The sequence below is a fragment of the Pseudomonas sp. JL23 genome (assembly GCF_056933585.1).
Genome location: NZ_CM167795.1, coordinates 822,909 through 839,797 on the forward strand (window position 1 = coordinate 822,909; position 16,889 = coordinate 839,797).

Genomic DNA, 16,889 nt, shown 5'->3' on the forward strand with positions numbered 1-16,889 from the left:
AATTGCTGCATGGGGTCTATTGTGGTGAGCGGGCGGCGTTGCGAATTACCCGCGAATACGATTTTCCATCCTCGGCATATATATCGGATGTACCGGCCTCTTCGCGGGCAAGCCTCGCTCCCACGACGTCTGTGCCAGCCCGCTCGGGAGGCAGATGTCCGAATCCAGCCAGACTTTCCCCGAGTGCTGGATTACAGTTCGAGCCATGAACACTCTCGATCCCGAAGTCTGCTACGCCGCCTTTGTCGCCCGTGACCGCCGTTTCGATGGCTGGTTTTTCATGGGGGTGTCATCGACCGGTATCTATTGCCGCCCGATGTGCCCGGTGCGCGCGCCGAAAGCTGTGAATTGCAGCTTCTACCCGAACGCCGCTGCAGCCGAACAGGCCGGTTTCCGCCCGTGCTTGCGTTGCCGCCCGGAACTGGCACCCGGTCATGGCCTGATCGATATGTCCAGTCGCCTGGCCCAGGCAGCGGCGCGGCTGATCGAGGATGGCTATCTCAATGGTCGTAATCTGGTCGCCCTGGCGGCGCGGGTCGGGGTGACGGACCGGCATTTGCGGCGGATCTTCGAGGCCGAGTTCGGTGTTTCCCTGCTCGATTATGTGCAGACCCAGCGGCTCCTGATCGCCAAGCGCCTGCTGACCGACACCGGCCTGTCCATGGCGCAAGTAGCCCTGACTTCGGGGTTTGGCAGCGTGCGGCGCTTCAATGACGTGTTTCAGGCGCAATACGGGCTCAATCCCCTGCGCCTGAAAAAAGCTGTGCATGTGCCCGGTGCCGCCACGCTGCGCTTCGAGCTGTCCTACCGGCCACCCTATGCCTGGGAGGGCGTGCTGGCCTTTCTCGCTCATCGCTGCATTGCCGGGGTCGAGCATATCGACAGCAGTTGTTATGCCCGCACTCTGGAAGTCGAGCAGGGTGGCAAGCGCTTGACTGGCTGGGTCAGTGTGACTCATGCGCCGCAGCGGCACGCCTTGGTGGTGACGGTTTCGGCCTCGCTGCAAAGTGCAATCGTACAAGTGCTGGCGCGTTTGCGGCGGTTGTTCGACACCGGTTGCCGGCCCGATCTGGTGGACGAGCATTTGCATCTGCTGTCCGCCGATTTACCCGGCATGCGCGTACCTGGGGCGGTGGATGGCTTTGAAGTTGCCGTGCGTGCGGTGGTCGGCCAGCAGGTTTCCGTGGCCAGGGCGCGAGTCGTGCTGGGGCGTATCGCCGAGCGCTTCGGTACTCCCGTCGCGGATGCGCCCCACGGTCTGACCCACGCCTTTGCCATGGCCGAGGCGCTGGCTTCACTGGACGCGGAAGAACTGATCACCACCGGCCTGATCCGCATTCGCGCCGAGGCGATCATTGCCGTCGCCCGGGAAGTCGCTGAAGGGCGCGTCGTTCTGGAACCACTGGTGCCTTTGGAGGAAACCCTGGCGGCCCTGCGGCATATTCGCGGTATCGGCGAGTGGACGGTGCAGTACATCGCCATGCGTGCTCTGGGCTGGCCCAATGCCTTTCCCGAGGGGGATGCCGTGCTGAAGAAACATCTTGCGTGTGCCTCGGCCGCGCAACTCAATGAACACGCCAGTCAGTGGGCGCCCTGGCGGGCCTATGCCACGGTGCATGTCTGGCGTTTATACGAGGAGGCAAAGCAATGATTCCCGGCTATCTGGTCGCAAGCCCGTTGGGCGACATCGCCCTGCGCGCCGAAGATGACGCCCTGACCGGCGTGTATTTCGTCGGACAGAAGTATTACCCCGAGTTGGTCCTGGTCACCGACGTGCGCCATGTACCGCGAGTGATCAGCATGGCTCAGGAACAATTGACCGAGTTCTTTGCCGGGCAGCGCCGTGAGTTCGAACTGCCCCTGCGCTTTCGCGGCACGCCGTTTCAGGAGCAGGTCTGGCGCGAACTGGCGCGCATCCCTTACGGCGAGTTGTTGTCTTATGGCGCAATGGCGAAAAAGATGGGCCTGAGCGCCGGGCATTCCCGGGCGGTCGGCACAGCCAATGGCAAGAACCCGATTTCGATCATTGTCCCTTGTCATCGGGTGATTGGTGCCAGTGGCGACCTGACGGGTTATGCCGGCGGCGTCGAGCGCAAGCGCGCCCTGCTGGCGCTGGAGAACAACAACGGTATGGCTGAGTTCGCCTTCGAGCTGGTCAGCCGCAACTGACCGGCAGGTTCAGGCTTATTTTCTCAACAGATCGTTGAAGGCCCGAGCGCGACGGGTCACTTCCTGCGGGGTGTCTGCGCCGAACAGGCCATGCACCACGGCCAGCAGATCGGCGCCATGGGCAACCAATTGCGGCGCGTTGTCCAGGGTGATGCCGCCGATCACCGCAATGGGCAGGTGGACCTTGGCCCGCACCTGCTCCAGCAGTTCCAGCGGTACGGCCGGGGCATCGGGTTTGGTCTGGGAGTTGAAGAAGCGTCCGAAGGCGACATAGCTGGCACCGTCGGCCTTGGCCCGTTCAGCCAGCTCCAATTTGCCGTGACAGGTCGCGCCGACAATCGCTTTGTGCCCAAGCAGCGCCCGGGCATCGGGCAGCGAGCCGTCGGTCTGCCCCAGATGCACGCCCACGCCCAGGCGGGCGGCCAGTTCGGCGTCATCGTTGATGATCAGTTGGGTCTTGTAGCGCTCGCATAACTTGAGCAGCTCGCTGGCCTCGCGCAAGCGACGCGAATCGTCGCCACTCTTGTCGCGGTATTGAAGCAGGGTGACGCCGCCCTCAAGGGCCGCCTCGACGTAAGACAGGAATTTGCCAGCCAACAATTGGTTGTCGGTAATGGCATACAGGCCACGCAGTTTCATAAAGGTGCCTCATGACGTGGCGTTACGAGCAGAAATCCAGGGGCAGGCGGCGGGGCACGAACTGCCCTTTGCCCAGCTGTTCAGCGTCGCGTAACGTGCGCCAAGTGTAGTCCAGTGCTGTCTCGACGGCGCTGACCAGATCCTGTCCAAGTGCCAGGCGGCCAGCCAGGGCGCTGGCCAGGGTGCAGCCGGAACCGTGGTAGCTGCCGGGCAGACGCTGGCAGGTGAAAGTGCGGGTCGTGCCGTCGCGGCTGTACAGGCGGTTATGGATCTCCTGCTCGTCGCCGTGACCGCCGGTGATCAGCAAGTGCTCGACGAAAGGCAACAATTTGGCCGCGCATTCATCCGCCGAGCCTTGCGGCAGTTCGGCGAGAATCCGTGCTTCGGGCAGGTTGGGCGTGGCGATTTTCGACAGCGGCAGCAGGCGCTCGCGCATGGCATAACCGACTTCGTCCTTGCCCAGACGACCACCGCCACCGGCACGCAGCACCGGATCGCAGACCAGCGGCAAATGTGGGTGCGCCTGCAACAGTTCGACGACGGTGTCGACCATCTCCAAAGATCCGAGCATGCCCAGCTTCACCGCCGCAACGATGGAGTCATTGAGCACGGCATTGGCCTGGGCCAGGACCCACTCGCGATCCAGTACGCGGAAGTCGCTGACATTAACGGTGTCTTGCACGGTCAAGGCGGTGACTGCCGGAGCGGCATGGCAACCCTGGGCGAGCAGGGCTTCGATATCTGCCTGCAGACCGGCACCACCACTGGGATCGTGGCCGGAAAGGCAGAGGACAACGGGACGGGAATTATAGATAGTCATGGCGCGCGAGCTTACCACTAAACCTTTTTCCGGGCCGCTGGGGCTGGAGGGATTTTTTAAGCGAAAAGAGTGCGCTGATCGCACCGAAAATGGTTTTTTTTTCGTTTTAAAGTCTTGAAAGGCCCGTACTAGAGCCTTCCGTTACAAGCCAAAACATTACGCCATTCCCACGCAGAGCGGCTATGCTTGAACTTTCGCGCTTCTCCAGCGGCAAGATGTACATTCTATTGCGCTGGGTTAGACAGGTCATGGAGGGGCCTTGACACAGCCAGCCGTTGTTTAAGGTTGTTTGACGCTTATTCCAAAAACAGGAATCTGCCGATCGCTTCGCTTCACAGGGACAGGAAGACGAACAGCGTTATCAGGCAGGCCATGCTGGGGCCGTATGCGCTATTTGCTGATAATCCTGGTCGCCTGGCTGCCGTTGCTGGCTGCTGCCGTCGAGTTCGACGAGCACACCCGCACGATGGTGCTCGGCCGCGCCGTGCAGGTACTGGAAGATCCAGGCGGTCAGGCATCGATCCATGACGTCAGCTCGACCGCCATGGCCGCGGCGTTCCGGCCGTTGCAGGCCGATGCCCTCAACGCGGGCTTTTCCAGCTCGGCGTTCTGGCTGAAAGTCGAGCTGCTGTATCGCCCCAAAAACCTTGCGATTCACCGCGACTGGCTGCTGGATGTGGCGTATCCGCCCCTGGACTACGTCGACTTGTACCTGCCCGACGCCAGCGGGCAGTTGCAACTGGCGGTACGCACCGGCGACATGCTGCCGTTTGCCAGCCGCCAGATCCGGCAGAACAGTTACCTGTTCGCCCTGCCTTTGCACCCTGGCGAGGCCATGACCCTGTACCTGAGGGTCGCTGGCCATGGCTCGATCCAGGTGCCGCTCAACCTGTGGTCCAGCCACGCCTTCCTGGAAATGCAACCCGCGAGCATCTATGTCTGGGGCCTGAGCTATGGTGTGCTGTTTGGATTGCTGGTCTACAACCTGTTTATCTACTTCGGTGTGCGTGACCGCAGTTACCTGTATTACCTGATGTATATCGCTTCATTTGGCTTTTATCAGGTCTCGGTAAACGGCACCGGGGTTGAGTTTCTCTGGCCGAACAGCCCGTGGTGGACCAACGCGGCGACGCCGTTCCTGGTCTCGGCTTCGGTGTTCTTTGCCTGTCAGTTCTCCCGCACCTTCCTGCAGACACCCAGATTGGGAGAATGGATCGATTGGCTATTGCGCCTGGTAATGGGCGCGGCGGTCGGTGTCATGGTGCTGTCGTTGCTGCCCGATTGCACCATTGCCTTGCGGCTGGTGACTGCGTTGGTGATGTTATTCGCAGTAGTGGTTCTTTCTGCGGGAATCGTCGCCTTGAAAAAGGGCGTGTCCCTGGCGCGCTATTTCGTCGTGGCCTGGTCGATCTTTCTGCTGGGCAGTCTGATTCACGGGCTGATGCTGATCGGCTATCTGCCCAATACCGTATTTACCCTGTACATCTGGCAGATTTGTTCCGCGCTGGAAGTGGCGTTGTTGTCGCTGGCCCTGGCAGCACGGATAAACCTGATGCGCGCGCAACAGGCGCAAACCCTGCTTGAAGCCGGTCAAGCCCTGGAACAGTTGAACCAGGAGCTGGCCACCAGCAATCGTCTTAAAGACGAATTCCTCGCGACCCTGACCCACGAACTGCGCACCCCGATGAATGGCGTGATCGGTTCCCTTGAGCTGATGGAGACGGTGGAACTCAGCGAGGAGCTTGCCCAGTACCAACAGACCGCTGCCGGTTCCGCCGAGGACATGATGGGCATGATCAATGGCATTCTGACCCTGACCGAATTGCAGGCCGGTCGCCTGCATGCCGAGCAGCAGCCTTTCTCTGTGGAGCGGCTGTTTGCCCAGTTGCATCGTCAGTTTCTGCCCGCAGCCCAGGCCAAGGGCCTGGCATTGCTCGTGACGCGGGAGGCGCAATTACCCGATGACCTGCTCGGCGACGCCGCGAGGTTGCGCCAGTGCCTGGAGTGTCTGCTGGACAATGCGATCAAATTTACCCGCGAAGGCTCGATTCAACTGCGTGCGGGTGCGGAGTACGGGCCCAACGGCGATGCCTGGCTGCTGCTTGACGTGATCGACAGCGGCATCGGTTTTGACTGTAAGCATGCCTCGACCCTCTACCAGTGTTTCTTCCAGGTCGACGGCTCGATGACCCGCGAGCACGGTGGTCTGGGGATCGGCCTGGCCATTTGTCGGCAATTGATCGAATTGCAGGGTGGCCAGTTGAGTCATCAATCGATGCCAGGGCAGGGCAGTCGATTTACCCTGCGTTTGCCGTTGAGGTTTGGCCAATATGTGAGTTTGCCCCTCAAGCAGAACGCCATTAACTGATGTGGGACCGGCTTTAGCCGGGAGGGCACCTTTGTTGATTCAGAAAATGTGGCGGATGTACCTGCCCTTTCCCGGCTGAAGCCGGTCCCACAGATATCATTCCAATCTGGATGGTCGCGTTATGCAATGCATCTAGGCGGAATTCAATACGCCGGGCAACTTCAATAACCCCCTCTACTTCGTCATGAATGGCACTTTTTAATGCCATCTGCCCATGCTTCACTTCGACTCTTGCGCAATCGCCAGGAGAACCGCCATGAACCTGCATCAGTTCGCCGAAACCCACGAAGTCACCAACCAGCCGCCGTCACTGGACGGCCTGAACCTGTGGCGCGCCGATCTGCCGTTGCAGGCCTGGACCCAGCGTTTCGGTGCCGGTTGGGCGAGTTCGCGGATCGATGCCTACGGTGCTCTGGCCGGTGGCCCGTTGATGGAGGCGGGGTTCCTGGCCAATCAGAACAAGCCGGTCTTTGCCAGCCATGACCGCTATGGCCATCGCATCGATCTGATCGAATTTCATCCGGCCTATCACCAGTTGATGAAGGCGGCGGTCGAGCATGGCATCCCGTCCCTGCCCTGGACCGACCCGCAGCCCGGCGCCCATGTTGCTCGCGCCGCCATGAGTTATATGCACAGCCAGGCCGAAGCGGGCAGCGGTTGCCCCCTGACCATGACCTTCGCCAGCGTCCCGGCCCTGCGCCTGCAACCGGACCTGGCCGAGATCTGGCTGCCGAAAATCCTCGCCCGCGAATACGACCCGCGCAATGTCGGCATCGAACACAAAGCAGGTGCCACGATCGGCATGGCCATGACCGAGAAGCAGGGTGGCACCGACGTCCGTGCTAACACCACCAAGGCTTGGCCGGTGGGCGCGGGCGGTCCGGGGCAGGCCTATGAGCTGGTCGGGCATAAGTGGTTCTGCTCGGCGCCGATGTGCGATGCCTTCCTCACTCTGGCCCAGACCGACAAGGGCCTGACCTGCTTCCTGCTGCCGCGTCACCGACCTGATGGCAGCCGCAACGAGTTCTACATCCAGCGCCTGAAAAACAAGCTGGGCAACTGGTCCAACGCCTCCAGCGAGGTGGAATTTCGCGGTGCCCTGGCCTGGATGATCGGCGAAGAAGGCCGTGGCGTGCCGACCATCATCGAGATGGTGGCCATGACCCGCTTCGACTGCATGGTCGGTTCCAGCGCCCTGATGCGTCAGGCCCTGACCCAGGCTACCCACCATTGCGCCCATCGTCAGGTCGGCGGGCGGCTGCTCAGCGAACAGCCTTTGATGCAGAACGTCCTCGCCGACCTGGCCCTGGAAAGCGAAGCCGCGTTGGCCTTGAGCCTGCGCATGGGCCGGGCACTGGATCATCTGGATGACTCCCATGAGGCGCGGTTTACCCGGCTGGTCACGGCGGTGGGCAAGTACTGGATCTGCAAACGGGCGCCCGCGATGATCAACGAAGCCGCCGAGTGCATGGGCGGTGCCGGTTACGTCGAAGACAGCATCCTGCCGAGGCTGTATCGCGAGGCGCCGGTCAACTCGACCTGGGAAGGCTCCGGCAATGTGCAGTGCCTCGACGTACTGCGTGCCTTGTCCAAAGAGCCCGGCGTGCTCGATGCCTTGTTCGATGAGTTGGGCGACGGCCATGGCGACCGGCGTCTGGCTGCGCATATCGGCCAATTGAAAGCGGCATTCAAGGACACCGGCGATATCCAGTACCGCGCCCGTCAGCTGACTGAAGACATCGCCCTGGCCTTGCAGGCCAAATTGCTGCTGGAGGCGGGGCAGGCCTGCGTCAGTGACGGCTTTATCGCCGGACGTCTGGGTGAGGGTGGGCGGGTATATGGCGCATTGCCACGAGGTGTCGATGTCGAAGCGTTGGTGGCGCGGGCTTCGCCGCAGGTGGCATGATGAAGGCCTGCAAGATCAGACAGGATGCGTAACGTGACCGAAGCTTTTGTTGTCGTTGAAACCGCCGAGCAAGCCGTGGACCGGCTTGCCGAGCTGCATGACCGTGGGACCAAGGCCCTGAGCCAGGCCCTCAAGCGCTATCTGAAAGACCGTGTCGAACCCGATGCCGAGCAGCGTGCGCTGTTTCGTTATCCTGAATTGCGCCTGACCTACGTCGCTCATGGCGAAGTGCCTACGACCACGCGGGCCTACGCCAAGGTGCAGTTGCCCGGTACTTACAGCGTCACCGTGACCCACCCCGCAGCCTTCCGCAAATACCTGCTGGAACAGCTGCGCCCGTTGATGAATGATTTTACCGTCACGGTCGAAGTCGGCGTCAGCGAGCAGAATATTCCGTACCCCTACGTGGTTGAGCAGGGTGATGAGCTGGCTGGCTCCGGCGTCACGGCTGCCGCCCTGGCGCGGGTTTTTCCCAGCACCGATTTGTCCGCCGCCACCGATGGCATCGCCGACGGTCTGTACGACTGGGCCAACACCGACCCGCTGCCCCTGGCCTTGTTTGACGCCGCGCGGGTGGATTTCTCCCTGCGCCGTCTGGTGCATTACACCGGCAGCGACTGGCGCCATGTGCAGCCGTGGATCCTGCTGACCAACTACCACCGCTACGTCGACCAGTTCATCCTCCACGGCCTTGAACAGTTGCGCGAAGATCCGCGCTTTATCCGCATGGTCCTGCCGGGCAACGTCGTGGTCGACAAGAGCATGGACAACGGCGAGGCCCAGGCCATCGTCGCCAGTGTGGTCTGGCACCGCTACCAGATGCCGGCCTATCACCTGATCGCCGAAGATGGTCACGGTGTGACTCTGGTGAACATTGGCGTCGGCCCGTCCAACGCCAAGAACATCACCGACCACCTGGCCGTGCTGCGTCCGCATTGCTGGCTGATGATCGGTCACTGCGGCGGCCTGCGCCAATCCCAGACCATCGGCGACTACGTGCTGGCCCACGCCTACATGCGTCGCGACGGCATTCTTGATCGGGTCCTGCCGCCGAATATCCCGATTCCGGCCCTGGCCGAAGTGCAACTGGCCTTGCAAGAGTCCGCAGCGCAGATCACCGGCGAGCGTGGCGACGAGCTGAAAAAACGCCTGCGTACCGGCACCGTATTGACTTACGACGATCGCAACTGGGAGCTGCGCTGGGCACAGGAGCGTCCGCTGATCAATCTGTCCCGCGCCGTGGCCGTGGATATGGAAAGCGGCACCATCGCCGCCCAGGGTTATCGCCTGCGCGTGCCGTATGGCACCTTGCTCTGTGTCTCGGACAAGCCGCTGCACAGCGAAATCAAGCTACCGGGCTCGGCCAACGCCTTCTACGAGCGTGCGGTCAGCCAGCACTTGAAGATCGGTATCGCCGCCCTGGACCTGTTGCGTGCACAGCTGAACTCGTTGCACTCACGCAAACTGCGCAGTTTCGACGAGCCGCCGTTCCGTTGATTGTCAGCTAGAAATTGCCAGCCAGAGAGAGGGCCACTACAGTGGCCCTCTTTGTTTGCAACGATCCGAAACGCCCATGTCCCGCATCCAACGCCCCGCTCCCCGTCGCCCTGCCGCCGCCCCTCGTCGCGTCGCCAAGGCCCCGCCTGCCGAGCCCCGGCTGATCCTGTTCAATAAACCCTTCGATGTGCTGACGCAATTCAGCGACGGCGAAGGGCGGGCGACACTCAAGGATTTTATCGAGATCCCCGGCATCTACCCGGCCGGGCGTCTGGATCGTGACAGCGAAGGTCTGTTGCTGCTGACCAATGACGGCCAGTTGCAGGCGCGGATTGCCGATCCCCGGCATAAACTGGCCAAAACCTATTGGGTGCAGGTCGAGGGCGAGCCCAGCGAACAACAGCTTCAGCAATTGCGCGATGGCGTCGAACTGAACGATGGCCCGACACTACCCGCCCAGGCGCGACAGTTGGACGAACCCGAGCTGTGGCCGCGTAACCCGCCGGTGCGCTTTCGCAAAAGCGTGCCGACGAGTTGGCTGGAATTGATCATCAAGGAAGGGCGCAACCGCCAGGTGCGGCGCATGACCGCCGCCGTGGGCCTGCCAACGCTGCGGCTGGTGAGGGTCAGGATCGGCGATTGGAGTATCGAAGGACTGGATCAGGGGCAGTGGCGGGAAGTACCGGCGAAACTGTGATCAGTGGCCGGATTCTATATAGGCGATCACCACGCTTTTGATGACGAAGGCGAACACCCCCAGGCCCAGGGCGAAGAACAGGATGAAAGTGCCGAACTTGCCGGCCTTGGACTTCTTCGCCAGATCCCAGACGATAAAGCCCATGAAACCGATCAGGACCGTGACCAGGATGGTCATCATCCATTCTTCGAATACCGCAGGATCCATCACCCATCTCCGCTGGCGAAATGCGCGGCAATTATAGGCGCTTGCGCATAATCGCTGCCTGCGGCTGATGTACGCAGGGTAGGAGGAGTCTGCTATCTAACCTGTGGGACCGGCTTTAGCCGGGAAGGTGGTTTTGAATGCCCGAAATATGTATCGGATGTACCGGCCTCTTCCCGGCTGAAGCCGGTCCCACATTGGATTCTCACGTGCGTAAATGCGTCAACGGCAATTCCGTACTCGCCAGGACTTGATTGAGCACAAAGCTCGAACGTACGCTGGTCACGCCTTCGATGCGGGTCAGGTGGCCGAGCAGCAGTTTCTGGTAGTGGTCCATGTCCGCCACCACCACCTTGAGCTGGTAGTCGGCATCCATCCCGGTGACCAGGCTGCATTCCAGCACCTGGGGCAGGTTGCGGATCTGTTGTTCGAAGTGCTCGAAACGCTCTGGCGTATGCCGGTCCATGCCGATCAGCACATAGGCCGTCAGGCTCAGACCGAGCTTCTTGCGATCCAGCAATGCGACCTGGCGGACAATATAGCCGTCATCTTCCAGCTGCTTGACCCGACGCGAGCAGGGCGAGGGCGACAGGCCAATGCGTTCGGCCAGTTCCTGATTGGAAATGCGGGCATCACGCTGCAATTCCGCCAAAATGCTCAAGTCATATCTGTCGAGTTTGCTCACGAGATTCCCCTTTATTGGTTCGATTGCGCTGAATTATTCATCTTTGGGTAAAAATTGCGCAAGTGCTATTTCGTTGAGCAATATTCGCAATCCGCTGCCGCACGTAAAAGCCTATTCTTTTTCACAGAATCACTGCCCGGACACAGCGTCCAGCGCGGCCCGCCGAATCAGGCCGGCCGCAACCGCCAACCCCAAAGGGTTGGGCAGGTTACCGGGCTACATACTGTCCAGAAGACGGCATGAGGTGAGCCGACGCCAGAAGCGTTGAGCCAGGACGAAATTCCCAAAGGGGGCCAGACGTGGCCCCCTTTTTCTTTATCTGTACGCTTTGTTCGTGACACCGCTTGCGGCCTGCTAGAGTGCGGCGAACGACGCACCATTGGTGCAGTCCAACCCTTATCTATTGTCGTTTGGCAGTGAGGCAAGCATGAAATCGGGCATCTGGCAGTTGGCCGGTGTAACTCTCTTGTGTATGAGCATCTCTGCTCAGGCACTGGCGGATGATCGCGACGATTCCAATCGTCAGGATCAGCTGCGGGGCGAGCGTCGCGAGCAGAACAACAACGCGCAGCAACAGCAGCAGCAACAGATCCAGCGCCAGCAACAACAGCAGGTGCAGCAGGTTCAGCAAAATCAGGAGCGGCAGATTCAGCAGCAACAGAATCAGCAGCGCCAGGTCGAGCGCCAGCAACAGCAGCAAATTCAGCAGAATCAGCAAAACCAGCAGCGTCAGATTCAGGAACAACAGAATCAGCAGCGTCAGGTTGAACGTCAGCAACAGCAGCAGATTCAGCAGAACCAGCGTAATCAAGAGCGGCAGATCCAAGAGCAGCAGAATCAGCAGCGCCAGAACGAACGCCAGCAGGCGCAGCAGCGTCAGAACAATCTGCCGATCCAGGGCGGCCCGCGCGAAGCCTGGCAGACTCAGCCACCGCGCGAGGGGCACTACCGCGATATCCCGCGCAACAACAATAATTACCGGCCCAATGACCGCTGGCCAGGGCGCCCCGACGGCCATGGCAACGGCTGGGGCCCGGGCCCGCAGTATCGACCGGGTTACGAAATCGACCGGGTGCCGGGCGGCTACTCGCGCATTCCGTATCGCGGCCAGGACTACTTCTATTCAGGCGGCTATTGGTATCGCCCACAAGGCCCGCGCTATGTCGTCGTGACCCCACCTTATGGCGCGCGGGTGCGCAGCCTGCCGTCCTATTCCAGTGAAGTCTGGGTCGGTGGTGCGCTGCTGTTTCTCGCCGCCGGCACCTACTACGCCTATCAGCCGGATACCCAGGACTATGTCGTAGCCAATCCGCCGGCCAACGTCGATCCGGGTTATGTCCAGCAACCGCCACCACAGCAGATCCAGCAACAGCCCGTGCAGCAGCAAGGCCAGCAACCGGGTACCCAGTACGACCCGCAGTTCTCCACGGTCAACGGCCAGAGCCAGGAGCAGATGGGGCAGGATCGCTACGAGTGCTACATGCTGTCGGTGCAGCAGACCGGCCTGGACCCGGCCAATGTCACTTATCAGCCGGATCCGAGCCTGATTGACGCCTATCGCCGCTCGATGACCGACTGCCTGCTCAAGCGCGGTTATAGCGTCAACTTCAACTGACCGCAGACGTCATCACCACTTCCTGAGGGTCGGCGTGCACCAGCACTTCGGCCTTCGGGTATTCACGGTTGATCGCTTCGGCGGCGCGGTCGCACAGGCCGTGGGCCACCGACAGGGTCAAATCCCCCGGCAACTCCAGATGCAACTGCACGAACCAGTGGTTGCCGGAAATGCGCGTGCGCAAGTCGTGGGCGCCGAGTACGCCGGGTACGCTGCGCGCCAGTTCCAGCATGCGCGCGCTGACGTCTACGGGCAGTTCCTCATCCATCAGTACCGACACGGTTTCCTTGGCGATGGAGAAGGCGCTCCAGAGGATATACACAGCAATCCCCAGGCCGAACCAGGCATCCAGTTGCTGCCAGCCGAACCAGGCCAACACCAGCGCGCAGAGGATACTGAGATTGAGCAGCATGTCGGAGCGGTAGTGCAGCGAGTCGCCCCGCACGGCTGCCGAGCCGGTTTCTTTGATCACGCGATGCTGCAGAACCAAGAGCGCTGCGGTCAGGACCAGGGACAGCAGAATCACCACGATACCCAGTCCGGGAGCTGACATTGGCTCGGGATGCTGGATGCGCTCGATGGCCTGGAAACCGATCAGAAACGCACTCACCGCAATGAACAGCGCCTGGGCCATGCCCGACAGCGCCTCGGCCTTGCCGTGCCCGTAACGGTGATCGTCGTCGGCGGGGCGCAGGGCATAGTGCACCGCCAGCAGATTGAGAAACGAGGCGGCGCCATCGAGTAACGAGTCGGTCAGGCCAGCCAGCAGGCTCACCGACCCGCTCAGCCACCAGGCCACGGCCTTGGCAACGATCAGAATGCTGGCCACGGCCAGGGAAGACCGGGTAGCAAGGCGCAACAGGCGGGCGTGTTCAGGACTGGTGCTCATGACGCTTCCTTACAAGGCTCAGGCCGAGGGTGACAGACCGAACATGGCCAGTTGTTGCACGCTGCCCTTGTGCTGGATCAGGCGCGGATCGTCCAGCGGCAGGCTGCGGCCCAGCTCGGTTTTGAGGATGGCCTGCAACTTGGAATTATCGACGCTGCCGTCGGCATTGATGGCCGGTTGCAGTTTTTGCGGATCAACCTGGGACGTCTGATTGTTGGGGAAATAGATGGCACCGGTGGTGAAGTCGATGCCGAAGGCGATCAGGCCGGGAATGATATAGAACAGCAGGCCGATGGCGTCGAACGCGGCAATCGCCGGGTCGATATGGCCGTCGATCTGGCCACGGCGCTCAGGATAGAAAATGCTGCCGCAAGCGGTCAGTTGAGCAAGCAGGGTGGCGACCAGCACGCCGCCGAGGACACGGGATTGAATGCGCATGAAAAGCTCCTGATGAACGAAAGAACGCCAATATACAAGCAAGGTTAAGACTGTGGGTGATTGCCCGTTGTTCAAATAGCCCTTGTGGGGGTTGCCCCAGCTTCCCTGACACCGCGCTGTCGCGATGCAAACACAGGCCCATGTGGGACCGGCTTCAGCCGGGAAGGCGCAGGCAGGATTAACACATTTTTATCGCCTGCCCCCTTCCCGGCTGAAGCTGGTCCCACGAAAATCACGCTGACTCAGTTGGTCAGGCTGTGTTTGATAAGCGCCACCCCTTGCAGCAGTTCTGGGAGTGATCAAGCAGGCCTCGTATACTCAGCGGCCAGCCTTGGAGCCTGCATGATTTCTCTACCCATCGACGCTGTTCTACCGCAGTTGCGTGACGCCCTGGCGACGCGCCATGAAGCCGTGCTCGAAGCGCCCCCCGGCGCCGGCAAGACCACCCGTGTGCCCCTGGCCCTGTTGCATGAGCCTTGGTTGGCCGGGCAAAAGATTCTCATGCTCGAACCCCGGCGCCTGGCGGCACGGGCGGCGGCTGAGCGGCTGGCGTCGGAGCTGGGTGAGAAGGTCGGGGAAACCGTCGGCTACCGCATTCGCCTGGATAGCAAAGTCGGGCCAAATACACGCATCGAAGTGGTCACCGAAGGCATCCTCACTCGCCGATTGCAGGACGACCCCGCACTGGAAGGCGTGGGGCTGCTGATTTTCGATGAATTCCACGAACGCAGCCTTGATGCCGATCTGGCCCTGGCCCTGAGCCTCAATGGCCGAGAGCTGCTGCGCGATGATCAACCGCTGAAAATCCTGCTGATGTCAGCGACCCTGGAGGGCGAGCGCCTGTCGACCTTGCTCGACGACGCCCCGGTGATCCGCAGCGAAGGCCGCATGTATCCAGTGAGCATGCAGTGGGGGCGGCCGTTTCAGCCGGGAGAATTCATCGAGCCGCGCGTGGTGCAGACCGTCCTCGACGCCTTGAATGATCAGACTGGCAGCCTGTTGGTGTTCCTGCCGGGGCAGGCCGAGATCCGCCGGGTCAATCAACAGCTGGCCGAGGCGTTGGGCGAGGGCGGCAATGTCGTGCTTTGCCCTTTGCATGGCGAACTGGACTTGAACGCGCAGCGGGCGGCCATCGAGCCTGCGCCTGTCGGCAAGCGCAAGGTGGTGCTGGCGACCAATATCGCCGAGACCAGCCTGACCATCGACGGTGTGCGCGTGGTGATCGACGCCGGGCTGGCCCGGGTGCCGCGCTTCGACCCTGGCAGTGGCATGACCCGCCTCGATACTCAGCGCATCTCCCGCGCCAGCGCCACCCAGCGTGCCGGTCGCTCCGGGCGCCTGGAACCGGGGGTGTGCTATCGCCTGTGGTCCGAAGCCCAGCATGAACAACTGGCCGCTTATGGCGCTGCGGAAATCCTGCAGGCCGATCTGGCCGGGCTGGCCCTGCAACTGGCGCGTTGGGGCGTGGCGCCGGGGCAACTGGTCTGGCTGGATATCCCGCCCGCAGCCGCTTATGCACAAGCTCAAGATCTGCTCGGCCGTCTGGGTGCTCTGAGTGGCAAGCCTGGCGCTGAGCGCAAACTGACTCCCCATGGTCAGGCCATGGCCGAACTGCCCGCCCATCCGCGCATCGCCCATCTGCTGCTGCGCGGTCAGACGCTGGGGTTGGGCAGTCTGGCCTGTGATGTGGCGGCGCTGTTGGGCGAGCGCGATATCCTGCGTGGCGCCGGTGCCGACCTGCATAGCCGCCTCAATCTGCTCTCCGGCAGCGAACGTGCCGGACGTGGCGGGCAGGGCGGTGTGCAGCGGGCCAAACAACTGGCCCGGCAATATCGCGGCTACTTGCGTGGAGCGGCCAACGAAGCGGTCAGCGACCCGGATCACCCGCGCTGGCTCGGCGCGCTGCTGGCCCTGGCCTATCCCGATCGTGTCGCTCAGCAACGCCGTGAGGGCGGCGCCGAATACCGTTTGGCCAATGGCCGTGCAGCGCTGTTTGGCGAAGTCGATGCGCTGATGAAAGAACCCTGGCTGGTGGTTGCCGACCTGGGCAGTCGTCAGGGCCAGCGCGAAGAGCGTATCTATCTGGCGGCTGAGTTTGATCCGGCGTTGTTCGATTCGGTATTGACCGAACAGGTGGTCATTCTCGACCAGCTGGATTGGGACGAGCGCGAAGGCGTTTTGCGCGCCGAACGTCAGCGCCGGGTCGGCGAACTGATCCTCAGCCGCGAGCCCTTGCCGGGCCTCGACGACGCTGCCCGCGGCCAGGCGCTGCTGGGGCTGGTACGCCGAAAAGGCCTCGAACTGCTGCCCTGGACGCCGGAGCTGCGTCAGTGGCAGGCCCGGGTCGGTCTGCTGCGCCAGCTTGATTTACACAAGCAAGACAGCAGCGAATGGCCTGACGTCCGCGACGCCGCCCTGCTCGACAGTCTGGAAACCTGGCTGCTGCCCTACATCGGCAAAGTCTCGCGGTTAAGCCACTTCGGCAACCTCGACCTGTCCTCGATCCTGCACAACCTGCTGCCCTGGCCGTTACCGCAGCGTCTGGAAGAGCAAGCGCCGCACCATATCAGCGTGCCATCCGGCTCCTCGATCCGCCTTGACTACAGCGAACACCCGCCGATCCTCGCCGTACGTCTGCAAGAACTCTTCGGCCTGGCCGACACCCCGCGCATCGCCGGTGGCCGCCAGATCGTCAAACTGCACCTGCTATCCCCGGCCCGCCGCCCGGTGCAAGTCACCCAGGACCTGGCCAGCTTCTGGCGCACAACCTATGCCGAGGTGAAAAAGGATTTGAAAGGGCGTTATCCCAAGCACTACTGGCCGGATGATCCGTTGGTAGCGGAAGCGACGGCGCGGATCAAGCCGCGTAAGAGCTGAGGCGCTTTTGGGTGAGAGGATAGGAGCGAACTTGTTCGCGAGGCGCCGTATCTGAAACACGGCAGCGCCTGGGCTCGCCGACAAG

The 16,889-nt window shown here is 61.8% G+C and carries 15 protein-coding genes; 8 read left to right on the forward strand and 7 right to left on the reverse strand.

The window, feature by feature from the left end; genetic code table 11:
• Positions 1 to 205 precede the first annotated feature (205 nt).
• Both AC1Z24_RS03995 and AC1Z24_RS04000 read left to right on the forward strand, forming a co-directional pair.
• Positions 206 to 1,651, forward strand: coding sequence for an AlkA N-terminal domain-containing protein (locus tag AC1Z24_RS03995; protein WP_483744624.1), 1,446 nt, complete (start codon positions 206 to 208; stop codon positions 1,649 to 1,651).
• Entirely contained in the window at positions 1,648 to 2,169 is a 522-nt protein-coding gene (locus tag AC1Z24_RS04000) for a methylated-DNA--[protein]-cysteine S-methyltransferase (protein WP_483744625.1), read from the forward strand. Before AC1Z24_RS03995 ends, AC1Z24_RS04000 begins: the two co-directional genes overlap by 4 nt.
• A 15-nt stretch (positions 2,170 to 2,184) precedes the next feature.
• On the opposite strand, the gene thiE is transcribed toward AC1Z24_RS04000, so the two are convergent.
• Together thiE and AC1Z24_RS04010 are read right to left on the reverse strand one after the other, a co-directional pair.
• Complete coding sequence (thiE, locus tag AC1Z24_RS04005) at positions 2,185 to 2,808, reverse strand: thiamine phosphate synthase (RefSeq protein WP_259104726.1); 624 nt, start codon at positions 2,806 to 2,808, stop codon at positions 2,185 to 2,187.
• Between the two features lie 22 nt (positions 2,809 to 2,830).
• Positions 2,831 to 3,628, reverse strand: coding sequence for a hydroxymethylpyrimidine/phosphomethylpyrimidine kinase (locus tag AC1Z24_RS04010; protein WP_483744626.1), 798 nt, complete (start codon positions 3,626 to 3,628; stop codon positions 2,831 to 2,833).
• A 385-nt stretch (positions 3,629 to 4,013) separates the two neighbouring features.
• Here AC1Z24_RS04010 and AC1Z24_RS04015 point away from each other — a divergent pair, with 385 nt between their 5' ends.
• The 4 genes from AC1Z24_RS04015 (at position 4,014) to AC1Z24_RS04030 (ending at position 10,096) form a co-directional block, all read left to right on the forward strand.
• Positions 4,014 to 5,996, forward strand: coding sequence for a sensor histidine kinase (locus AC1Z24_RS04015; RefSeq protein WP_483744627.1), 1,983 nt, complete (start codon positions 4,014 to 4,016; stop codon positions 5,994 to 5,996).
• 256 nt (positions 5,997 to 6,252) lie between these two features.
• Complete coding sequence (locus AC1Z24_RS04020; RefSeq protein ID WP_483744628.1) at positions 6,253 to 7,902, forward strand: acyl-CoA dehydrogenase family protein; 1,650 nt, start codon at positions 6,253 to 6,255, stop codon at positions 7,900 to 7,902.
• 24 nt (positions 7,903 to 7,926) lie between these two features.
• Positions 7,927 to 9,399: an AMP nucleosidase gene (gene amn, locus AC1Z24_RS04025; RefSeq protein ID WP_483744629.1), complete on the forward strand. Its 1,473-nt coding sequence runs from the start codon at positions 7,927 to 7,929 to the stop codon at positions 9,397 to 9,399.
• A gap of 76 nt (positions 9,400 to 9,475) precedes the next feature.
• The gene (locus tag AC1Z24_RS04030) at positions 9,476 to 10,096 is read left to right on the forward strand and encodes a pseudouridine synthase (protein ID WP_483744630.1); all 621 of its coding nucleotides are present in this window, start codon (positions 9,476 to 9,478) and stop codon (positions 10,094 to 10,096) included.
• On the opposite strand, the gene AC1Z24_RS04035 is transcribed toward AC1Z24_RS04030, so the two are convergent.
• The 3 genes from AC1Z24_RS04035 to AC1Z24_RS04045 form a co-directional block, all read right to left on the reverse strand.
• Complete coding sequence (locus AC1Z24_RS04035) at positions 10,097 to 10,303, reverse strand: DUF2788 domain-containing protein (RefSeq protein WP_413301236.1); 207 nt, start codon at positions 10,301 to 10,303, stop codon at positions 10,097 to 10,099.
• 202 nt (positions 10,304 to 10,505) lie between these two features.
• Positions 10,506 to 10,985, reverse strand: a complete 480-nt coding sequence (locus tag AC1Z24_RS04040) for an Lrp/AsnC family transcriptional regulator (RefSeq protein ID WP_259104736.1) — start codon at positions 10,983 to 10,985, stop codon at positions 10,506 to 10,508.
• 400 nt (positions 10,986 to 11,385) lie between these two features.
• Positions 11,386 to 11,907 (reverse strand): hypothetical protein, encoded by a 522-nt coding sequence (locus AC1Z24_RS04045; RefSeq protein ID WP_483746518.1) that lies wholly within the window; start codon positions 11,905 to 11,907, stop codon positions 11,386 to 11,388.
• Between the two features lie 150 nt (positions 11,908 to 12,057).
• Here AC1Z24_RS04045 and AC1Z24_RS04050 point away from each other — a divergent pair, with 150 nt between their 5' ends.
• On the forward strand, positions 12,058 to 12,600 hold the full coding sequence (locus tag AC1Z24_RS04050; RefSeq protein ID WP_483744631.1) for a DUF6515 family protein: 543 nt from the start codon (positions 12,058 to 12,060) through the stop codon (positions 12,598 to 12,600).
• Here AC1Z24_RS04050 and AC1Z24_RS04055 read toward each other — a convergent pair.
• Complete coding sequence (locus AC1Z24_RS04055; protein ID WP_483744632.1) at positions 12,593 to 13,489, reverse strand: cation diffusion facilitator family transporter; 897 nt, start codon at positions 13,487 to 13,489, stop codon at positions 12,593 to 12,595. The two genes, AC1Z24_RS04050 and AC1Z24_RS04055, sit on opposite strands and share 8 nt — an antisense overlap.
• A gap of 18 nt (positions 13,490 to 13,507) precedes the next feature.
• A complete protein-coding gene (locus tag AC1Z24_RS04060; RefSeq protein ID WP_483744633.1) occupies positions 13,508 to 13,927 on the reverse strand; it encodes a polyribonucleotide nucleotidyltransferase in 420 nt (139 codons plus the stop codon).
• Between the two features lie 342 nt (positions 13,928 to 14,269).
• On the opposite strand from AC1Z24_RS04060, the gene hrpB reads away from it, so the two are divergent.
• Entirely contained in the window at positions 14,270 to 16,804 is a 2,535-nt protein-coding gene (hrpB, locus tag AC1Z24_RS04065; protein ID WP_483744634.1) for an ATP-dependent helicase HrpB, read from the forward strand.
• Positions 16,805 to 16,889 lie beyond the last annotated feature (85 nt).